The sequence below is a fragment of the Janibacter sp. CoH_79_TC_3 genome (genome assembly GCF_058197955.1).
The window spans coordinates 1-2516 of sequence record NZ_JBXWIV010000019.1; the positions used below are offsets into that span (position 1 = coordinate 1).

The window sequence follows — 2516 nt, forward strand, 5'->3', positions numbered from 1 at the left end:
GATTGAAGTTGGCAACAATCAAAACCGTCGGTACGACGGGGTTAGCTTAGTCAATTTGCCTAACCGCTGATACAAAATATCGTATCAAGTATGGGTATTACCTAAGAAACCCCTACCTCTATAGGTGGTGGGTAGTTCATCTATGAGAATACGGTAGGATTGAAATGAGCTGCTTTATCGCACCGTATATTTTTCTAATTTAGAATATTACGGTCATACCGATAGCAGTGATAGCTGATATAAGAAAAGAACCAACTACTAACCATTGTGGGACATTCTTATCTCTTTTGAAAAAAACATATTTAACGATGGAGACAACTAAAAAGATCAAAATCGCAGGTAATACAACCCCATCCCTAGTTATTATCTTATCGAAAACTAACATCAAAGCTACGAATAAAATAACATAAGCAAAGGCTACGGAGGATGCTAAACCTAGAGGATCTAATACATCTGTCTTTTTACCCATGTTAAAACACCTATCCTTAAATATGGTTGTACTGTGAGATGGTGGCGTCATAGCGCACCGATCACAGATAGAATATTTATGGTAAGTACACCATGAAGTATACCTAAAAAACTTCCCAAGCTTGAGTGTATGGCATTGACGGCAGGGGTCAATATTTCTTCAGTGGCAATTATTGATTAGACCTGAAAGGATTTAGTTTTGAGCAAGCTATGTCAAAGTAAAGTGATTCTACCAGAAAGTATGTTAATCGATATGTCTAAGCTAGTTAATGATTCTAATTCAGCCTCTAGTTTATCTAAAGTAGCTTGACTAGGGTTGCCCTCTGGAAAGAAAATCATCACACTGGTCGTTTGGTCGTTTGGTCGTTTGGTCGTTTGGTCGTTTGGTCGTTTGGTCGTTTGGTCGTTTGGTCGTTTGGTCGATAGGTTTATAGCCAATTGATTGCACTTCACCACGGTACTTATTTCGAATCAAAATAGTAATTGCCTCAGACACTTTTTGATCACCATAAATGGCCACTGATTCATCCGCTGAGCGATTATTTGTCGGTAAGATTTGAATCGAAAGGCTAAAATCCTTAGCATCACTGCTGGTAAATACATAATGATGAATTTCTGCCTTTACATTGGGTTTTGTCATAATAAACAAACGATAGTCTCTAGTGGCTTCTTCATCACTGACGGGTTTATCAGCTTTTCTAATGCTTTTTTGGTCAGGTGTTGCAAATCCCCAGCTTGCTGCCACTAGATCGTCACCCAGTTGATCAAATAAACCTTGCAACACATCTTCGTCTTGAACCCCGCCTTGGATTGCCAAAATCCTCATCGCTTGTTCTTTACTTACTTTAGAGTCTGACATAACGGCTTGCATCATGACGTCATCAATTTGATAGCGTTGGGTCACTTTCTTAGGAAAATTATCAACGATAAGATTATTTGGCTTATCAATTTTTGACCAATCAATGGCTTTGGTCGTAACTGGTTTTGAATTGACTTTTGGTAATTCGACGACTTCAGGAATTGGTAGCTGCATAGTAGCAGTTTGACTGCATCCATTTAAAACTAAACTCATTAACGCTAAAAATATTATTTTATTCACTTTTATTATCCTAATTCTCATAGTGGGTCTAGTCAGCCAGCTTAAAGATGACCCCTGCCATCAATGCTGTACACTTATAATACCTATTGTTCTCATAACAGACGTTATGGTGAATGACGTTGGATAGAAGAAGTCGGCTTCTACTGTTTCTGTCGGGGTATAGCTGATAACTGTTATTTTTTAACTCTAAGATATATTATTCCTACTTAGCTATATTTTTTTATGGAGGTTTTTAATGAAAACAGTATATGTTCTTGAACATGCCATTGGTGGTTTAACCGAACACATGAGATTATTAGGCGTTTATGACTCTAAACAAGAGGCAGAAAAGGCTATTAAAACCCTTAGTGACAAGCCAGGCTTTAAAGATCATCTTGATGATTTTTTGATAGATGAGTACGAATTAAATAAACTTTGTTGGTCTAGTGGTTTCTAAGCTATTCGATGCCTGTATAGGGAACTGAACCTTCACTAAGTACACTAAGGCTACATTATTAACTCAAACCATTTACGCTACTAGTCTAAATATCTAACCATCCAATTTGAATGAGAATGAGTGGTCACGAAGGGTAGTGTTTTCCAAGTGCTACATAATTCTGCTAGATCAAATCTAACAATCTTCACCCTAATTATAAGAAAAGAAAAATCACTCAGCTAAGAGATTTGAATTACGAGAAATATCAGAATAATTAGTTTGTTAGCTTACTTGAACATAGAATGGCTATAACATTGCTTATGCAGAGTATAAAACAACTTGGATTGGACATCTATTGGGTAAATTGACACTATAGTTAGGTTTTAATGATTGCTTTATGCCTAAGCACTAATAAAAATTAAAGTATATCTAAACGTAATATTAAATCCTTATTTACTTATTTACTTATTTACTTATTTACTTATTTACTTATTTACTTATTTACTTATTTACTTATTTACTTATTTACTTATT

General features: G+C 35.6%; 3 protein-coding genes. 1 reads left to right on the top strand and 2 read right to left on the bottom strand.

Annotated features, from left to right (window positions below):
• Positions 1-199 precede the first annotated feature (199 nt).
• Complete coding sequence (locus AC2FA3_RS12585) at positions 200-469, bottom strand: hypothetical protein (RefSeq protein ID WP_490509862.1); 270 nt, start codon at positions 467-469, stop codon at positions 200-202.
• 309 nt (positions 470-778) lie between these two features.
• On the bottom strand, positions 779-1567 hold the full coding sequence (locus AC2FA3_RS12590; RefSeq protein WP_490509863.1) for a hypothetical protein: 789 nt from the start codon (positions 1565-1567) through the stop codon (positions 779-781).
• Positions 1568-1802: 235 nt separating this feature from the next.
• On the opposite strand from AC2FA3_RS12590, the gene AC2FA3_RS12595 reads away from it, so the two are divergent.
• Positions 1803-2003, top strand: coding sequence for a DUF7336 domain-containing protein (locus AC2FA3_RS12595; protein ID WP_490509864.1), 201 nt, complete (start codon positions 1803-1805; stop codon positions 2001-2003).
• The last annotated feature ends 513 nt before the right edge of the window (positions 2004-2516 follow it).